The organism is Paraconexibacter sp. AEG42_29 (assembly GCF_040581415.1).
Classification (GTDB): Bacteria; Actinomycetota; Thermoleophilia; order Solirubrobacterales; family Solirubrobacteraceae; genus Paraconexibacter.
The window spans coordinates 5,426,065-5,443,115 of the sequence record NZ_CP114014.1 but is presented as its reverse complement, the minus strand read 5'-3'; the positions used below and the strand labels follow the sequence as shown (position 1 = coordinate 5,443,115).

The window sequence follows — 17,051 nt, the reverse complement described above, 5'->3', positions numbered from 1 at the left end:
CCACCACTCGTCCCACGCGGCCCGCCGCCGGCTCCACGCCCCGCACCCGGACCTCGCAGCCTCGCAGTGCCCACCGCCGTCAGCGCCACCGACCCCCGACCATCACGTCAGCACGAAGCAGCAGGGCGCCTCACGCCAGGCCGACCAGCTCCGCCGCGTGGGTGAAGACCGCGTCGATCATCGGTTCCGTGAGCTTGCCCGTGAACGTGTTCTGCTGGGACGGGTGGTAGCAGCCGAGCATCGGCAGCCAGCCGCCGTCGGCGAACAGGACGTCATGGCCGAACGCCGGCCGCCGCGAGCCGGCGGGCTTCGGTGCCCCCGCCGCGCGGCGCAGCCGCAGCGCCGCGTCCCACGCGAAGCCGCCCAGGCAGACGACGACACCCAGGTCCGGCAGCAGCGCCAGTTCGCGGACGGAGAACGGCAGGCACGTGTCCCGTTCGGCAGGCGTCGGCTTGTTCGCCGGCGGCGCGCAGCGGACCGCGGCCGTGACCCACGCCCCCGTCAGCGCGAGGCCGTCGTCGGCGCTGACCGAGGTCGGCTGGTTGGCCAGGCCGGTCCGGTGCATCGACGCGAACAGGAAGTCGCCGGACCGGTCGCCGGTGAAGACGCGCCCTGTCCGGTTCGCGCCGTTCGCCGCCGGCGCCAGGCCGAGCACCAGCACCCGCGCGTCCGGGTCCCCGAACCCGGGGATCGGGCGGCCCCAGTACTCCTGGTCGCGGAACGCCGCGCGCTTGACGCGGGCGACCTCCTCCCGCCACTCGACGAGGCGCGGGCAGGCCCGGCACGACGTGATCTCGTCGTGCAACGCGGCGAGCGACGCGTGACGGTCGGCGCCGTCCGCGGCCGCGCTCATCAGGCCGGCGGCAGGCCCGGCGTCCGCGCCTGCGCGATGACGCCCAGCATCAGCCGCAGGAGCGTCGGCTCGACGTCGCGGATGTCGGGCGGCTGCTGCGTGCGGAGCTGGCGCGAGACGACCTCGATGACGCCGCCGATCACCGTGAACGCGTCGTACGGCGTGGCGAAGACCGGCGCGCCGAACGCCGGGGCGTTCTCGACGTTGTCGCGGTAGAGGACCTCGGCGAACGCGTCCAGGAACGCGTCACGGCGGTCCATCGCCTCCGGGCCGGCGCCGATCGCCTCGACCAGCAGGGTGCGGGTCTCGGACGGGTAGGCGGCCAGCGTGGCGAGGACCGCGCGCAGCCCGCGCTGCACCCACTCCTCGTACGTGGCGACGCCCTCGCGCGGACCGGCGCCCTTGTTCATGGCGCGCAGGATCGCCGTAGCGGCGGCGTCGAAGAGCGCGAGCAGGCACTCCTCCTTGTTGGCGAAGTGCTCGTAGAACGTCGCCTTGGACATGCCGGCCTCGCGCGCGATGCCCTCGGCGGTCGCGTCCGCGTACCCGCTCCGCGCGAACACGGCCGCGGCGGCTGCGAACAGCCGCGACCGCTGGACGCCGACGCGCACCTCGAGCGGTGGCGCGTGGCGCCCACGCGGCAACGGGGCCGATGACGAGGCTCTCTCCGCGCGCTCCACGCCGCCCATCCTCGCAAATGGCCCCTGGGATACGCTCCCCGACATGGAATTCCGCCGCCCGTCCGCCGTCGCCGCGAGCCTGCTCGCCGTCCTGGCGGTCGGCTGCGGCTCGTCGACGAGCGAGTCAGCGGACAGCTTCAAGGGCGAGCCGAAAGCCGTCGCGACCGCGATCGACGACCTGCAGGACGCCAGCAGCCGCCGGGACGCCGACGAGATCTGCAGCGAGCTCCTGTCCGCTGCGCTCGTCGAGAAGATCCGCGCCTCCAGCAAGCAGTCCTGCGACGACGCCGTCAAGGACTCGCTGCGGGACGTCGACGCCTTCAAGCTCGAGGTCGTCGACAACGGCATCGTCGTGAGCGGGACGACGGCCACCGCGAAGGTGCGCTCGGAGGCCGGCAAGGACGAGCAGGTCGACACGCTGCAGCTCGTCAAGGAGGCCCAGCGCCGCGGCGGCAAGACCGAGCAGCGCTGGAAGGTCAGCGCCCTCGCGGGCTGAGCGCCGCCGCCCGCTGGCGGGACGCCCGCCGCCGATTCAGGTGGTCAGCAGGACGTCCAGGAACCAGGGCGCCGCCGCGCCGCCGCCGGGACGCGCCGGCCGGACGAGCTCGCACCGCAGACCGGCCGCCGACACCAGCGCGGCGACGTCGCCGGGCGTCCCCGGGTCCGCGTCCGCGCCGCTCGGGCGCGTCAAGAGCAGCCGCGCCACGTCGCCCCGGGTCGCCTTGGCCATGTGGCTGACGACGCTCCGCGTGCCGTCCGGGGCGACCGTGAAGACCCGGACCGCCAGCACGGTGCAGCCTGCCGGCGGCTTCCACGCCGCCGCGTAGGCCGCCGAGCGGCAGTCGACCACCAGCGCGTCGTCCGGCAGGGCGGCGGCCAGCGGCGCGCGCCAGAAGGTCCCGAGCCGCCCGACGCCCGGCAGCGTCACGTTCATGCTCAAGCGGTACGCCGGAATCGCGTCGTCCGGCCGGACGACGCCCCAGAGGCCGGAGACGATCGCGACGCGCGACGCCGCCCGCTCGCGGGCCGCCGGCGGGAGGGTCGACAGCCCGAGGTGGTCGTACAGCACGCCCGTGTAGCGGGCGGCCGCCGGCAGCGTCGGGGCGGACCGCAACGCGGCGTTCACCGCCAGCTCCCCGGCCAGCCCGACCGGGAGGCCCAGCACCCCGCGGACCCGCGTGACCGCGCGTGGGCTCGTCACGCTGCACACCTTGACCAGCGACCGCAGCACGCGCTCGCGCGCCGCGGTCAGCTCGCCGGGCGACGACAGCCCCGCGAGCTCCAGCGGGGGCCCGTCGCCGCCTGTCGCCTTGCCCTCCGACGGGGGCAGCGCGATCAGCAGCTGCTGGGCGCTCAACCGCCGAGCGCCGTGCCGTACTGCCGCTGGTAGTACTCGAGGTAGTCCCCGGAGCGGATCGGCTGCCACCAGTCCGGGTTCTCCTGGTACCACTGCACCGTGGCGTCGAGGCCCTCGGCGAAGTGCACCTGCGCCTGCCAGCCGAGCGCACGGACCTTCTCCGAGCCGAGGCTGTAGCGCCGGTCGTGCCCGGGCCGGTCGGTGACGTACTGGATCAGCGACTCGTCGTTGCCGGTCAGGCCGACAATCCGCTTGACCACGTCGATGTTCGCGCACTCGTCGGGGCCGCCGACGTTGTAGACCTCGCCCGCGGCGCCGTGCTCCAGGACGTGGCCGATCCCGCGGCCAAAGTCCTCCACGTACAGCCAGTTGCGGACCTGCAGCCCGTCGCCGTAGACGGGCAGCTTGTCGCCGTGCAGCGCGTTGAGCACCATCAACGGGATCAGCTTCTCGGGGTACTGGTAGGGCCCGTAGTTGTTCGAGCCGCGGCAGATGACGGTCTCCAGGCCGAACGTCTCGGCGTACGACGCCACGAGCAGGTCGGCGCCGGCCTTCGTCGCGCTGTAGGGGGAGGACGGCTGCAGCGGCGACTCCTCCGTGAAGGAGCCGGACTCGATCGACCCGTAGACCTCGTCGGTCGAGACCTGCAGGTAGCGCAGGTTCCTCTCGCGGGCCGCCTCCAGCAGGACGTAGGTGCCGACGGCGTGCGTGGTGACGAACGCGTCGGGCTCGGCGATCGACCGGTCCACGTGCGTCTCGGCGGCGAAGTTCACGACGGCGTCCACGCCGTCCATCGCCTCGCGGACCTTCGCGGCGTCCGCGATGTCCGCATGGACGAACTCGTGCTCGACGTCGTGCAGGTTCTCCCGCCGGCCGGCGTACGTCAGCTTGTCCAGGATCCGGACCTCGTCGCCGTGGTCGCGGACCCGCAGCCGGGCGAAGTTCGAGCCGATGAACCCGGCACCACCACAGACCAGCAGCTTCATGTCTTGTTCCTCTCGATCAGGTAGCCGGCCACGCCGTCCTGCCAGGCGGGCAGGACGGGCGCACCGGCGGCGGCGCGCTCGGTCGCCATCACGCTCCACGCGGGACGCTCGGCGGGACGGACGAAGTCGGCGGACGTGGTCTCGTCGACCGCGCAGGCCACGCCGGCCTGGCGGTACAGCTCGACGGTCAGCTCGTGCCACGAGCACTGCCCGCCGCCCGCGGTGTGTACGGGGCCGCGCACATCGGAGGCCGCGAGGTCAAGCAGCGCCGGGGACAGGTGACCCGTCCAGGTCGGTGAGCCGACCTGGTCGGTGACGACGGCCACGCGGTCGCGGGTCTCCGCGGCGCGCAGCATCGTGTCCGGGAAGCTCTTGCCGGGCCAGCCGAACAGCCAGGCGGTCCGCGCGATGGCGTGGTCGTCGACCTCCGCGGCGAGTGCGACCTCGCCCGCGAGCTTCGTGCGGCCGTAGGCGCCGAGCGGCGCGACCGGGTCGGACTCGACGTACGGGCGCCCGGTGAGTGTCCCGTCGAAGACGTAGTCGGTGGAGACGGCGACGACGCGTGCGCCCGCCTGCGCGGCGGCTTGGCCGACGTTGCGCGAGCCGCTCTCGTTCACGCGCAGCGCATCCGCCTCCCGCTCCTCGGCGCCGTCGACGTCGACCCAGGCGGCGCAGTGGACGATGGCGTCGGGCGCGTGCCGGGCGACGATCGCGGACGCGGCGGCCGCGTCCGTCAGGTCCGCGTCCGGCAGGTCGATGCCGACCGCGTCCCACCCACGGGCGGCCGCGTCGGCGAGTACGCGCCGGCCGAGCATCCCGGCGGCGCCGGTGACGAGGACACGCATCAGAAGCTCAGAGGATCTCGATCTCGGAGGTGTCGCCGACCATGAAGCGGTAGGCGCGCGGCTGCCGGTCCGAGCGGGAGATCTTCACGTCACGTCCCAGCAGCGAGGACTCCATCCGCCCGTCCAGGCCGGTCACCGACGAGCCCGCGAGCAGGATCGAGTGCTCGACCTCGGCGTTCTGCACCACGCAGCGCTCCCCGATCGCGCTGTACGGCCCGATGTAGCAGTCGGTCAGCACCGCGCCCGCGCCGATGATCGCCGGCCCGCGGACCGTCGCGCGCGTCAGGACGGCGCCCGCCTCCACCACGACGCGCCCGTCGATCTGCGACCCCTCGTCCAGCTCGCCGTCGACCCGCGTCTGGATCGTGTCGAGGATCAGCCGGTTGGCCTCCAGCATGTCGGCCAGGCGGCCGGTGTCCTTCCACCAGCCCTGCACCACGTGCGGCGCGACGGTCTTCCCGGTGTCGACGAGGTGCTGGATCGCGTCGGTGATCTCCAGCTCGCCGCGCGGGGACGGCTGGATTGCGCGCGCCGCGTCGTGGATCCCCGCCGTGAACATGTACACGCCGACCAGCGCGAGGTTCGTCTTCGGCTCCGGCGGCTTCTCCGCGAGCGCGACGACCCTGCCGTCGTCCCCCAGCTCGGCGACGCCGAAGTGCTGCGGCTCGTCGACCGGCGTCAGCAGGATCAGCGCGTCCGGCTCGTCGGCGCGGAACGCCGCGACGAGGTCGTCGATCCCGCCCTGCAGCAGGTTGTCGCCCAGGTACATCACGAACGGCGACGTCCCCAGGAACGGCTCGGCGGTCAGCACCGCGTGCGCGAGGCCGGCCGGCTCGTCCTGCACGATGTAGGTGATCGTCACCCCGAACTGCGAGCCGTCACCGGCGACCTCGCGGATCTCGTCCCCGGTCTCGGGCGCGATGATGATCCCGATCTCCTGAATGCCCGCCCGCGCCATCGCCTCGATGCCGTAGAACAGCACCGGGCGGTTCGCCACCGGCACCAGCTGCTTCGCCGACGTGTGCGTGATCGGGCGCAGGCGCGTGCCCTTGCCGCCCGAGAGAATGAGGCCCTTGAGGGGATCCATGAGGTCGGAAGGGTAGACGGCCGGGGTGCCCACGGAGTTGCGGTGAGAGCCCCCGCGCAGCGGCCGGCGCCCGCCCGGGCACTAGCGTGAACCCGATGGACGTCGTCATCGCCGGAGCCCACGGAGCCATCGGCCGCCGCCTCACCCGACTGCTCGCCGCCCGCGGCGACCGGGTCCGCGGCCTGCTCCGCAACCCCGATCACGTCGCCGACGTGGAGTCCGACGGCGGGATCCCGATCGTCTGCGACCTCGAGTCCGCGACCCTCGCGGAGGTGGCGACGGCGATCGACGGCGCCGACGCTGTCGTCTTCGCCGCGGGGGCCGGCGCCGGGTCGGGCGCGGCACGCAAGCTCACGGTCGACCGCGACGGCGCGATCCTGCTCGCCGAGGCGGCCCAGCAGGCGCAGGTCGCGCGCTACGTGATTGTCAGCGCCGTCGGTGCCGAGGACCCGCCGGCCGGGGACGAGGTCTTCTCCGTCTACCTGCAGGCCAAGGCCGCGGCGGACGCGGCCGTCATGGCCTCCGCCCTCGCGTGGACCGTCCTGCGTCCGGGCCTGCTGACCGATGACGCCGGGACCGGCAGCGTGCGGCTCGACCTCGACCCGTACCGCGGCGAGGTCACCCGGGACGACGTGGCCGCGGTGCTCGACGCCGTCCTCCACGGCCAGCGCGCGGTCGGCCGCGTGCTCTACGTCAACGGCGGCGAGCACCCCGTCGAGACGGCGCTGGACGACGCGCTGCGCTGAAGCCCGCGGGTCCGCGGCGCGTCGTCGCGTCCCGGGGAGTGAGTGCCTAGTAGACCCCGGCGGCCAGCTTGCGGTGGTCCCAGGTGGCGCGCTCGCGCTCGACGAACTGCAGCGCGACGCGCTTCTCGGCCTGCTTGGACACCATCGCCCGCGTGTCGCCGGGGATCGAGTCGAGCGCCACGCCGCCGTAGCGGGCCATGACGTCGAGGCCCACGCCGAGCACGGTGTCGAGGTCGGTGTGGAGCACGACCTCGCACTTGAGCATCACGCCGCGGAGCAGCTGGTACTCGGTGCCCGCCTCGACCTGGATCGTCGCCTTCGCGTCGCGCTCGAGGTTCTTCACCTTCTGCGACTTCCCGAAGGTCCACGCCCACACGGTCCCGTCACGGACGACGTACCAGAGCGGCATCAGGTGCGGCCAGCCGTCCTTGCCGACCGTCGCGCAGACGACGGTCTTCTCCTCGTCGAGGAACGCGAGGACCTCGTCGTCGGTCATCAGGATCTGATCGCGGCGGCTCATGCCGCCACCCTACCGGCGTGGGGTGAACCGGATTCACCCCACGCCGTCACGGCGTTCAGAACGAGGGCTTGCGGACCGGCCCCGGCTCCTTCGTGATGACCTTGCCCTTGTAGCGGACGGTCAGCGAGAGCGACTGCGAGGACGTGATCTTCGAGGACGCGAGGTTGCCGCGGTACTCGAACACGATCTTCCGGGTCGTCAGGTTCAGCGGCAGGATCAGCGTGATCAGGCCGCCGGCCCGCGAGCGGACGCCGGTCTTGCGGATCCGCGTCGTCTTGCCCTTGATCACGTGGTAGACGTCCACGCGGCCGCCGACGATCGGCTTCCCGCCGCAGCTGATGAGTCGGCCACGGGTCACCACGCGGTTGCCGTAGACGCTGCTGCGGAACTTCGGCTTCTTCGGGACCGCGAAGTACATCGACAGCTTGCCGCAGCCGCCGTTCTGGCCGTTGAGCTCGATCGTGGTGGTCTGCCCGGTGCCGGAGCCCGAGCCGTCGCCGCCCGTGGTCATGATCGGGACGTAGATGATCGACGGGGTCGTCGTTCCACCCGGGGTCGTCACCGTGACGGTGTTGCCGGAGTTCGGGTCGTTCGGGCTCGGGCCGACCGGGCCGGGCGGCGTGCTGTCGGCGTCGCAGGTGCGTCCCTGGCGCGAGACCTTGGCCTCGCCGAGGACGATCGCCGCGAGCGGCGCGCTACCGGTCACGTTCAGCAGCTCCACGCGGATCGCGGTCTGCGTGCGCGTCTGGATGTCGGTCGTCGCATCGCCGGTCGTCACGCCGTCCTTGCCGCCGATCTGGATGCGGACGAGCTGCGCCAGCGGGCTGCCGTTGACGACGGTGGAGATCTGGACGAGTCCCTCCTGGAGCGGCACCGCCTGCCCGGCGATCTCCAGGCCGGCGACGAGGCTCGTGCTCTGGAAGGTCGGCACGCCGGCCTGGCACTTCACCGTGGCCGAGGAGAGGATCGCGTCGACATGGATCGGGATCGAGGCGAGGGTCAGGTCGACGTCCGTCGCTGCGACCGTCGCGGTCGCCGTCTGGTCACGCGCGGCGGCGATGTCCGGGTCGATCTGGGTGACGCCCTTGACCGCGTCGGCGTCGAGCTTGACGAGCGCCGAGAGCGGATCCTGGTTCACCTCGATGTGCGGGACGGCCTGCGTGTCGTCCGCGCAGACCGGGTTGTCGGGCATGGCCGAGTTCGTCGGCTGGCCGTTGGCCGCGAACGGCTCGATGCGGTTCAGCGGTGCGATGCCGAGGTTCGTCAGGACGTACGCGACGCTCGCGCGGCAGTTCCACGACGGCGAGGTCGTGTCCGCTGCGGCCCCTGACGGCGCGAACGCCCCGATGACGGCGAGGGCGCCCAGCGCCGCGCCGATCCTGCGAATTCCCATGCCCTGCATCAGTGGTGCTCCTCCATGTGTGGTCCCCGGCGTGGATCCCGGCCACGCCGCCCCTCCTGCCGTCCGGCAGGAGCGTTCCTGCCCGCAGTATGCGCCTCCGGGCGGCGTGACACCAACTTCCGACCGGAAGACCCCCCGGTCAGTCGTTCAGCACGTACCGTCGCTCGCAGGCGGTGGTCCGGCGCTTCTCGTTGCGGTTCAGCCGCACGACGTCCTTCCCGGACCCGCAGTTCACCCGCGCCGCCGGGCCGGCCGTCGCGACGTTGACGAAGTCGACGCCGGAGCCGCCCGTGATGGTGTCCGCGCCGAAGCCGGCGTTGATGGAGTCGTCGCCCGCGCCGCCGTCGAGCCGGTCCTTGCCGGGGCCGCCGTTGAGGTGGTCCTTCCCGGTCTGGCCGAAGATCCGGTCGTTCCCGGTCGCGCCGTTGAGGCCGTCGCCGCCCGTCCCGCCGTCGAGGCAGTCGTTGCCGCGACCGCCGTCAAGCGAGTCGTTGCCGCCCAGGCCGAGGATCCGGTCGGCGTCGTTGCGGCCCGTGATCCGGTCGGCCTTCGCGGTCCCCAGGACGACGAACTTCGGCCCCGGCCCGTCGAGGCACGGGCTCTTGTACTTCTTGCGGGCGTTGACGAGCGAGGTCACGCTGCCGCCGGCCGGCCCGCTGAACGGACGGCCGATCGTGATCTCGCCGGCGCCGCCGGAGGCCGCGGCGGTGATGACGCAGACGACGCGGGACGGGTCGAGCGTCGCGCCGGCCGGGCAGACCGTGAGCGCGCTGCCGCCGCCCGAGCCACTGCCGCCCGCACCCCCGCCGCCCGTGCCGCCGCCGCTCCCGCCGCCATTCCCGCCGCCGTTGCCGTCGGCCGCAGGGTCGCAGGCGCTCGCCGAGCTCACGGTCGAGCGCGCGACGAAGACCTCGGCCACCGGCGGCCCCCCGGGGACGCTCAGCAGCTTGATGTGGGCCGCCGACTGCGTCAGACCGGTCGCCGTCCTGACCTGCTCGTTCAGCCGGATCGACAGCAGCGCCGACAGCCCGGAGTCGCTGATCGCGTCCGTGAGCGGCCCGAGGAGGCCGTCGAGCGACACGGTGCGCCCGTTGATCGTGAGGTCCGCGACGTGGCTCGCGCCGCTCAGCACGACGGCTCCGTCGCGGCAGATCGCGTTCGCCTCGGACTCCGCCGCCCCGACGCCGATCACGACGGCGCCCGCCCCGGTGTTCAGGGTCAACCCCTCCACGCCGGTCGCCGCGCCGACGGACTGGGCGGCCGGGATCGCGTCGACCGGCTTGGCCGACGTGATCGCGTAGGCCGACTTCGCGCCCACCGACGGCGCGAGGCCGACGGCATTCGTCGTGTTCGGCAGCCCGGCGACCTGGTCGGTGCACGGGGTGTGCGCGACCGTGAGCGGGTTCAGCGTGCTCATCCCGGCGACCGACGCGGTGACGGCCTCGGCGCTGCAGGTCCACTGGGCGGTCGCCGCCGCGGCGCCTGACGCCCCCGCGAGCCCGCCGAGGGTCAGCAGTGCCGCGGTCGCCGCGAGAGCGGTGCGGCGGCGCGTCGCGCGCGCCGAGAAGTGCGAGACCATCGAGAACGACCTTCCTGTGGCTTGCCCCCACCCGGGCGCCATGCGCCAGGCAGAACCTGTGTCAGCGGCATCAAAGCACAGGGAGCCGGCTGTTTCCGGGTGTCTGGACGGACGGCGCCGGGGGTGCGAGAAACGCGTCGTCGGGGCGAGATGCTGCCGCCGGCAGGCCTGGTGGTCGGGGGTCGGTGGCGCTGGCGCCGGAGGCCTGGTGGTGGGGGGTCTGTGGCGCTGACGCCGAGGACCGTCCCTGTCCTGGCGGCATTGGGAACTGCGGCTGCTGACGACGGTGGGCGGCGGGGGGCTGCGGGGTCTCGGTGCGGGGCGTGGGGCGGGCGGCTGGCCGGGAGGGGCGCGTGGTGGATCGCACGGCTCCCAGTCCGGTGGCCGGCACGCTCGGAGGATTCGGCGGGTCAGCCCCCCGGGACCCTCCGCGCAGCGGGCTCGGGCTAGACGCCCGGAGGATTCGGCGGGTCAGCCCCCCGGAACCCTCCGCGCAGCCGGGCCCGACCACCATCGCGAGTGTCAGGCGATGCGGGCGATGCCCGCCAGGACCGCCTCGCGGACGTCGGCCGGCTCCACGACGGCGGCGTCGCCGGCCTCCATGAGGATCTCGCGCACGAGCCAGTCGGTCCCGGCGAAGCTCAGCTCGACGATGATCGAGCCGTCCTCGAGCTCCTCGGCCACGTGCCGCTCCTCGCGGGCCCAGCGGGCCCGGTCGGGGGAGACCCAGACGCGCGCGCTGCGAGATGCCGGCACCTCGCCGGTCCGGGGCCAGCCCTCGACGTCGCGGGCCGCATCGGTCTGGGGGCGCTGCTCGTACGGCGTGTCCGTCACCGTGGCGGTCTTGATGCGGTCCAGGCGGAAGTGCCGCACGTCCTCCTTGGCAGGGTCGTAGGCGGCGACGTACCAGCCCTCGCGGCCGTTGATCAGCGCGTACGGCTCGATCAGGCGCTCGGAGAACTCGTCCTCGTTGGCCTTGTAGTACTCGATGTTCACGAGGACCTTGTCGCGGATCCCCTGCGAGGCGGCCCGGGCGATCGCGGCATCGTCCCCGCCCGACCGCGCGACGTGCAGGCCCTGCTCCATCGGGTCGGCGCCGAGGGCGGCGACGATCTTCTCGCGGGCGCTGGTCAGCGTCCCCTCGGGGAGGTGGTCGCCGATCAGGTCGATCGCCGCGACGAGCGCCTTCGCCTCGACGGGCAGCAGGCGCGCGGGGCGGGCGAAGTTGTCGGAGTACGGCTCGGGGTCGACCTCGATCGTGCCGTCGTCGTGGACCTCGGCGTAGAGGACGTACGAGCCACCGCCGAAGTTCACGACGTTGAGGACGTTGACGTCCTCGCGCAGCTCGCTTTCGGTGATCTGCAGGCGCTGCAGCAGCTCGGCGAGGTCCAGCCGCACGCCGCCGCGGCCGGCCTCGATCAGGATCGACGCGAGCGTCACGAGCCGCGCGAAGCGCTCCGGCCGGATGGCCGCCTCGCGGCGGGACTCGCCGCCGGAGCCGTTGGCGCGCGACGGGGTCTCGGCCTCGGCGGCGCCCGGGGCGTGGCTGACCGTCGCCGCCAGCTGCAGGGGGCCCGTGTGGCGGTCGCGCAGCACGTCGATGCGGGCCTTGACGTCGTCGGCCAGGGCCGCCGGCTCCAGGACGCGGGCGTGCTCGCCGAGGCGCAGGACCCAGGCCGCGAGCTGGCGCGTGTTGGCGTAGGGGGTGCTGAAGACGATCCCGCCGGGCTGGGCGGGGTCGGTGTCGACGGTGCCGTAGCGGCCGTAGTGGCGCTCGACCTGCCAGGCGATCCGGCCTGCGATCCAGACGCGGCCGGTGTCGACCGTGTCGCCGAACTGCCAGGTGGCCCGGTCGGCGTAGTCGCGCGGGTCGAAGACCGAGGTGTCGGGACGCTTGAAGTCGTGCTCGGCCTTCGTCGCGTAGGCAACCTTGCCGCGCATGCGGGACAGGCGGAAGACGCGCAGCGCGCCGCGTTCGTGCGAGTGGCCGAGGAGGTAGAACTGCCCGCCCTGGAACAGCAGGTGGTACGGGTCGACCTTGCGCGCGCCGGTGTCGTCGCGCTCCATCGTGTAGTAGTCGAACGTGATCGTCTTGCTGCGGAAGATCGCGGTCTCGACCTTCGCGAGGCGCGCCGACAGCTCGTGGCCGCCGGCGCTGCCGGTGATGCCGAGGGCGATCGACTGCTGGGCCGGGGCGGTCAGCGGCGACGGGCGGCCCCAGGTGATCTGCTGCAGCGCCAGGCGCAGCGGCTCGGCGTAGGCGAACTCGCCGTCGAGCAGCGTGAGCGACGTCTGCAGCGACGCCAGTTCGCCGTCGGTGAAGGCGATCGGCGGGAGGTGGAAGTTCTCCGGCCGCAGCGAGTAGTTCTCCTGCTCGGCGATCCCGTCGATCGGGCGCTCGACGGTGAGCTGGATCCCCAGCGAGTCGAGCTCGGCCCGGTCCGCGTAGAAACGGCGCGCGAACGCGTCCTCGTTCATCCCGCTGTAGCCCTCGACGTCCCGGCGGATCTCCAGTGCGGTCACTGGCCGGCGCTCTGCCATCAGGTACGAGATGAGCGAGAGCTGACGGATGAGCTTCTCGGTGTCCTTCGCCATTCGCTGGGGCACGATAGTCGGGCGGCGGGGGCCGCGGGCGGTGCCCGTGCCGCCGCGTGCACTCCGGACGGCCAACTCGTCCGCTCTTTGCGACTTTCCGTGCAAGCCACGTCCGGCCCGGTACGGTTGGCGGCGATGACCTCGCTCGTGATCGTGGACGACCACGAAGCCCTCCGCGAGGGTCTCGTCGCGCTGCTCGGAGCGCACGGCCTGAACGTCGTCGGAGCGGCCGGCAACGTGGCGGCGGGCCTGGACCTCGTCACCCACGCGGACCCGGACGTCGCCATCGTCGACATCCGCCTGCCGGACGGGAGCGGCATCGACCTCTGCCGCGACCTGCTCGCGCTGCGGCCCGAGCTCGGCGTGATGCTCTACACCGGCGACGCAGACGCCGAGCTGCTGTACAACGGCCTCGACTCCGGGGCGCGCGGGTACGCGCTGAAGGCCGGGTCGATGGAGGAGCTCGTCAGCGCGATCCAGCGCGTCGCGGCCGGCGGCTCCTACGTAGACCCGCGCCTGGACCGGATCCTGCTGTCGCCGCGGGCGACGTCGAGCGTGCCGCAGCTGTCCCCGCGTGAGCGCGAGATCATGCACCTGATGGCCGAGGGACTGACCGCCGAGCGGATCGGCGACCAGATCTCCGTCTCGGTCGAGACCGTCCGCACGCACGTGCGCAACGTGATCCGCAAGCTGCAGGCGCGCAACCGCGTGCACGCGATCGCGCTGGCCCTCGAGCGCGGCGAGATCGCATTGGGCAACGTCGACGACGTCGACCTCGGCTGACGGCGTTGGCCGCTGCCGACCCCGGTCCGCCGGCTGCGCGCGACGAGCCCTGGCCGTCTGCGCCCGAGGAGCGCCTCACGCGGCTGGTCCACGACCTGCGGACCCCGTTGACGATCGTGTCCGGCTTCGCCGACCTGCTGCGCCGCCGCAGCGACCTGACCGAGGAGCAGCGCGCCGAGTACCTGACGCGGCTGGGCGATGCGGCCACGGACCTGCGCGCGATCCTCGACAGCGAACGCGCCGACCGCCTGGGCTGAGTCCCGCTCAGAGGGCGTGGACGTGGACCGGCACCGGCACGGTCGGCGAGTCCGGGGCGGGGACCGGCGCGGGCGTCGGCAGCAGGTCCGCCGCCGGCATCGGGACGGGCGCCACCTCCGGGGGCTGGACCTCCGGCGGACCGGCGGGCGTCCCGGTCCCGGCGCCGAAGTAGGCGCCGCCGCCGATGACGCGGTCGAAGCCCGACCAGTCGGCGCCCGCGGGCAGCGCCTTCTCGAGCCGGTCGTAGGCGCCGAAGCGGCCGCCGAGGTTGTCGAGGAAGTGGACGAGCGTGGCCTCGCGCGTGGCCGGGATCACCGGCGAGCCGTGTTCGAGCTTGCCGTGGTGGCTCAGCACGATGTGCAGGAGCGCCTGGGCCAGTGCGGGCGGGAAGTCGGCGACGGCCTCGATCTCCCGCCGCACGCGGTAGTAGCCGAGTGGGATCTCGCCGATCAGCCGCCCCGCGTCCGTCATGGCGATCGCGAACGGGTCCGCCGTGTAGGCCTCGAGCTTGCCGATGTCGTGGAGCAGCCCGCCGGTCACCGCGAGGTCGCGGTCGACCCCGGGGAACGTCCCGCAGATCGCGCTGACGCCCTGGGCGACCGCGAGCGAGTGCTCGAGCAGGCCGTGCCGGTAGGCGTGGTGGTAGTGCTTGGCGGCCGGCGCGTCGCGGTAGCGCGGCCACAGCGGTGCGGTCTCGCCGATCGTGCGGTTCAGCAGCGCGCGCAGGTGCGGCGAGCGCAGCCCGGCGATCAGCGTGCGCAGCTGCGCGACGAGCTGGGCGACCGGGACGGCGGGGCCGTCGCAGAGGGCTTCCGGGTCGTAGGTGCCCGGGGCGGCGGGCCGCAGGGCGCGGACGGTGAGCTGCGCCCCGTGGCGCGGGTGCACCGCGTACCGCCCGATCACGCGCACGGGGCGGCCCGGCTGCAGCATCTGGGCAACGTCCTGGGCGCCGTCCCAGATCGTCGCGGCGACGCTTCCGGTGCGGTCGGCGAGGACGAGCCGCAGGCATTCGCCGCCGTCGCGTTTGGGTTGGACCTCGACGGACCGGACCAGCAGGATCTGGTCGAGGTCGAGACCGTCGGTGAAGTCACGGACCGGCACGACGGTGAACGCTACGCCGCGCTTCGGACGAATCCCCAGCAAAGGGCCGGATTTGCTGTTTCCCGGTCCGGGATCGAGCCGCCGCGGCGCAGGGTCCGCTGCCGCCGGATAGAACTACGACACCATGCAGCAGCCCCTGATCGAGTACCGGCTGACGCTTGCGGGCGTCGACACCCGGGCCCTCGAGCTCGAGGGGGACGGCCCGCCGCTGCTGCTGCTGCACGGCTACGCCGACAGCGCCGACACGTGGCGCAGCGTCCTGGCGCGGCTCGGCCGCGAGGGCCGTCGCGCGCTGGCCGTCGACCTGCCCGGGTTCGGGACCGCGACGCGCCTGGACCGGGCCGAGGGCGTGCTGCCGCAGCTGGATCGCTTCGCCGCCGCGGCGATCCGGCATCTGGCCGCAGAGTCCGGCCAGCCGGTCGTGGTCGCCGGGAACTCCCTCGGCGGCTGCGTGGCGCTGCGGCTCGCCGCCTGGGACGACCTGCCGCTGGCGGCGATCGTCCCCATCGGCCCCGCCGGGTTCGACCATCCCGTCTGGTTCAGCGCCATCGAGGCGCAGCCGGTCCTGCGCCATCTGCTCGCCGCGCCCGTCCCGCTGCCCGAGGCGGTCGTCCGGGCCGCGGTCGGCGAGGGCTTCCGCCAGCTCGCGTTCGCGCACCCCCGGACCGCGGCCGCCGAGGCGGTGGCGGCGTTCACCCAGCACCACCGCTCCACGCGCGACCTGCGTCGCTACCTCGCGACGGGTCGGCGCATGCTGCCCGAGCTGGTGCGCCCGTTCGACCTGCAGGCGATCCGGGTCCCGGTCCTGCTGATCTGGGGCGACCACGACCGGATGGTCCGCCACCAGGGGTCGCGTCACCTGATGGAGGCGCTCCCGGACATGCGGTACGAGCTGCTGCCGGACGTCGGCCACTGCCCGCAGATCGAGGTGCCGGAGACGATCGTCCGGCTGCTGCAGGAGTTCGGCGCGGGGGCGGGTGCCGTCGCCGCCAAGGCGCCGCGGCGCCGGCGGAAGGCCGAGCCGGCGGACGCGGCCGGGTCGGCGTGAGGTCAGAAGTGCCGATGCGACACTTCTGACCGCGAGCCGCCCCCGCGTCGTCGCGGCCGACGGTGCGCGTCCTGCCCGTGACAGCCGGATTGCGTGTCGGCGAATCCGCCGTGGGTACCCTCGAGGACATATGCCCGCCCGCCGGATCACCCTCGCCTGCGCCCTCGTCGCCGTCGCCGCCCCCACCACCGTCGCGGTCGCCGCGGCGCCCAAGCAGGCCGCTCCGGCGCCCGCGCCCGCGCCCGCGCCCGGCGTCCCCGGGGCCAAGATCCCTGCGGGTGTCTCCGCCGGCGGGGTCGACCTCTCCGGCCTGACCGTCACGGCCGCCGCCGCGAAGCTGCGCGGCGAGCTCGGCGCGCACCTGGCCCGCCCGGTCGCCGTCGACATCGGCGGCGAGGTGTTCCGCCTGACCACGACCGCCGCCAAGTTCCGCTTCGACGCCGTCGCCACGGCGAAGTCCGCGTTGACGGCCACCCCGGCCGCGCCCGATCCGGCCCAGGGCGGCGCGCAGGTGGGTGCGGTCGTCCCGCTCGTCGTCAAGCACTCGACGACCGCGGTCCGCAGCTTCGTCGTCCAGACCGCGCGCAGCGCCCGCCGCAGCTCGCGGAACGCCACGCTGAAGATCGGCGTCAAGCACATGACCGTCCGGCGCTCGAAGCCGGGGTACCGCATGGACCAGCCCGCCGCCTACAAGGCGATCAACGCGGCGCTCGCCGACGCCGCCGCGTCCCGCAAGCTCCACTTCAAGTTCAAGCAGTTCCGCGCCGCCGTCAACACGAACGACCTCGCCAAGCAGTACGGCACGATCCTCACGATCGACAAGTCCGAGCGGAAGCTGCGCCTCTTCAAGAACCTGAAGATCAGCAAGCGCTACCGCGTCGCGATCGGGCAGCCGGCCTACCCGACGCCCGAGGGCCGCTTCAACATCCAGAGCAAGCAGGTCAACCCGGTCTGGTCGGTCCCGAACTCCCCGTGGGCGGGCGAGCTGGCGGGGACGACCGTCACCGGCGGGAGCGCCGCGAACCCGCTGAAGGCGCGCTGGATGGGCGTCTCGGGCAGCGTCGGCATCCACGGGACGGGCGACGACGCCTCGATCGGCAGCGCCGCGTCCCACGGCTGCATCCGGATGCACGTCGGCGACGTCATCGACCTCTTCAAGCGCGTCCCGATGGGGGCGACGGTGCTGATCGCGTCGTGAGCTGACCGCCGCC

The 17,051-nt window shown here is 73.4% G+C and carries 17 protein-coding genes; 6 read left to right on the top strand and 11 right to left on the bottom strand.

What is annotated here, in order from left to right:
• Nucleotides 1–130: 130 nt before the first annotated feature.
• On the bottom strand, nt 131–853 hold the full coding sequence (locus DSM112329_RS25805; RefSeq protein ID WP_354699444.1) for a uracil-DNA glycosylase: 723 nt from the start codon (nt 851–853) through the stop codon (nt 131–133).
• Nucleotides 853–1,464: a TetR/AcrR family transcriptional regulator gene (locus DSM112329_RS25800; protein WP_354699443.1), complete on the bottom strand. Its 612-nt coding sequence runs from the start codon at nt 1,462–1,464 to the stop codon at nt 853–855. Before DSM112329_RS25800 ends, DSM112329_RS25805 begins: the two co-directional genes overlap by 1 nt.
• Before the next feature lie 112 nt (nt 1,465–1,576).
• On the opposite strand from DSM112329_RS25800, the gene DSM112329_RS25795 reads away from it, so the two are divergent.
• Nucleotides 1,577–2,029 (top strand): hypothetical protein, encoded by a 453-nt coding sequence (locus tag DSM112329_RS25795; protein WP_354699442.1) that lies wholly within the window; start codon nt 1,577–1,579, stop codon nt 2,027–2,029.
• Between the two features lie 36 nt (nt 2,030–2,065).
• Here DSM112329_RS25795 and DSM112329_RS25790 read toward each other — a convergent pair whose 3' ends face one another.
• The 4 genes from DSM112329_RS25790 to DSM112329_RS25775 are packed head-to-tail and all read right to left on the bottom strand — an operon-like array spanning nt 2,066 to nt 5,808.
• Complete coding sequence (locus tag DSM112329_RS25790; protein WP_354699441.1) at nt 2,066–2,890, bottom strand: peroxide stress protein YaaA; 825 nt, start codon at nt 2,888–2,890, stop codon at nt 2,066–2,068.
• Complete coding sequence (gene rfbB / locus DSM112329_RS25785) at nt 2,887–3,876, bottom strand: dTDP-glucose 4,6-dehydratase (RefSeq protein WP_354699440.1); 990 nt, start codon at nt 3,874–3,876, stop codon at nt 2,887–2,889. The genes DSM112329_RS25790 and rfbB overlap by 4 nt, the downstream gene beginning before the upstream one ends.
• Nucleotides 3,873–4,721 carry a dTDP-4-dehydrorhamnose reductase gene (rfbD, locus tag DSM112329_RS25780; protein WP_354699439.1) on the bottom strand — a complete coding sequence of 283 codons (849 nt, stop codon included), beginning with the start codon at nt 4,719–4,721 and terminating at the stop codon, nt 3,873–3,875. The genes rfbB and rfbD overlap by 4 nt, the downstream gene beginning before the upstream one ends.
• A gap of 7 nt (nt 4,722–4,728) precedes the next feature.
• Nucleotides 4,729–5,808, bottom strand: coding sequence for a glucose-1-phosphate thymidylyltransferase (locus DSM112329_RS25775; protein ID WP_354699438.1), 1,080 nt, complete (start codon nt 5,806–5,808; stop codon nt 4,729–4,731).
• A gap of 95 nt (nt 5,809–5,903) precedes the next feature.
• Here DSM112329_RS25775 and DSM112329_RS25770 point away from each other — a divergent pair, with 95 nt between their 5' ends.
• Complete coding sequence (locus DSM112329_RS25770) at nt 5,904–6,554, top strand: NAD(P)H-binding protein (RefSeq protein ID WP_354699437.1); 651 nt, start codon at nt 5,904–5,906, stop codon at nt 6,552–6,554.
• A 46-nt stretch (nt 6,555–6,600) separates the two neighbouring features.
• Here the strand turns inward: DSM112329_RS25770 and DSM112329_RS25765 are convergent, their stop codons facing one another.
• The 4 genes from DSM112329_RS25765 to DSM112329_RS25750 form a co-directional block, all read right to left on the bottom strand.
• On the bottom strand, nt 6,601–7,074 hold the full coding sequence (locus DSM112329_RS25765) for a pyridoxamine 5'-phosphate oxidase family protein (protein ID WP_354699436.1): 474 nt from the start codon (nt 7,072–7,074) through the stop codon (nt 6,601–6,603).
• A 55-nt stretch (nt 7,075–7,129) separates the two neighbouring features.
• Nucleotides 7,130–8,467: a hypothetical protein gene (locus tag DSM112329_RS25760; RefSeq protein ID WP_354699435.1), complete on the bottom strand. Its 1,338-nt coding sequence runs from the start codon at nt 8,465–8,467 to the stop codon at nt 7,130–7,132.
• A gap of 148 nt (nt 8,468–8,615) precedes the next feature.
• Nucleotides 8,616–10,055: a calcium-binding protein gene (locus tag DSM112329_RS25755; protein ID WP_354699434.1), complete on the bottom strand. Its 1,440-nt coding sequence runs from the start codon at nt 10,053–10,055 to the stop codon at nt 8,616–8,618.
• Between the two features lie 522 nt (nt 10,056–10,577).
• Nucleotides 10,578–12,650 carry a WYL domain-containing protein gene (locus tag DSM112329_RS25750; protein ID WP_354699433.1) on the bottom strand — a complete coding sequence of 691 codons (2,073 nt, stop codon included), beginning with the start codon at nt 12,648–12,650 and terminating at the stop codon, nt 10,578–10,580.
• A gap of 135 nt (nt 12,651–12,785) precedes the next feature.
• On the opposite strand from DSM112329_RS25750, the gene DSM112329_RS25745 reads away from it, so the two are divergent.
• Entirely contained in the window at nt 12,786–13,433 is a 648-nt protein-coding gene (locus DSM112329_RS25745) for a response regulator transcription factor (protein WP_354699432.1), read from the top strand.
• 5 nt (nt 13,434–13,438) lie between these two features.
• On the top strand, nt 13,439–13,690 hold the full coding sequence (locus tag DSM112329_RS25740; RefSeq protein WP_354699431.1) for a histidine kinase dimerization/phospho-acceptor domain-containing protein: 252 nt from the start codon (nt 13,439–13,441) through the stop codon (nt 13,688–13,690).
• 7 nt (nt 13,691–13,697) lie between these two features.
• Here DSM112329_RS25740 and DSM112329_RS25735 read toward each other — a convergent pair whose 3' ends face one another.
• Nucleotides 13,698–14,792: an HD domain-containing protein gene (locus DSM112329_RS25735; protein ID WP_354699430.1), complete on the bottom strand. Its 1,095-nt coding sequence runs from the start codon at nt 14,790–14,792 to the stop codon at nt 13,698–13,700.
• A 124-nt stretch (nt 14,793–14,916) separates the two neighbouring features.
• Between DSM112329_RS25735 and DSM112329_RS25730 the strand changes: the two genes are divergently transcribed.
• Together DSM112329_RS25730 and DSM112329_RS25725 are read left to right on the top strand one after the other, a co-directional pair.
• A complete protein-coding gene (locus DSM112329_RS25730) occupies nt 14,917–15,840 on the top strand; it encodes an alpha/beta hydrolase (RefSeq protein WP_354699429.1) in 924 nt (307 codons plus the stop codon).
• Between the two features lie 130 nt (nt 15,841–15,970).
• A complete protein-coding gene (locus DSM112329_RS25725) occupies nt 15,971–17,038 on the top strand; it encodes a L,D-transpeptidase (protein WP_354699428.1) in 1,068 nt (355 codons plus the stop codon).
• The last annotated feature ends 13 nt before the right edge of the window (nt 17,039–17,051 follow it).